1 protein-coding gene is annotated in these 280 nt (G+C 27.9%); it reads right to left on the bottom strand.

The features are described 5' to 3' along the window. A partial coding sequence (locus LZP73_RS21085) for a hypothetical protein (RefSeq protein WP_234236956.1) occupies positions 1-280 on the bottom strand: 280 nt, incomplete at both ends.

Genomic DNA, 280 nt, shown 5'->3' with positions numbered 1-280 from the left:
GTTGTGAAAAGCAAGAATATCTTGCTTCCGTAAAATTTTAATTATTGAGAAAATATAAGGGACATAAAATGATGGTATAAAAAAAAGCCTGGATATTATATCCTGACGTTTACCTTTAATAAATGATATATGTTGAAAAGTATTGTCTTCGAATAGTTTACCTGAGGATTTTTTATCAATAAGTGTTAAATTAACATTCTGTTTTTGTAGAAAACTAACAAGCGTACGTAAATATACTCCTCCTCCGGTAAGTTCATTATATGAGTTAATTGAAATGAGA

Source organism: Shewanella sp. AS16 (assembly GCF_021412365.1).
In the GTDB taxonomy this organism is placed as follows: Bacteria; Pseudomonadota; Gammaproteobacteria; order Enterobacterales; family Shewanellaceae; genus Shewanella; species Shewanella salipaludis.
Note: the sequence above shows the minus strand (reverse complement) of the source record. Positions and strands in the feature narration are given on the sequence as shown.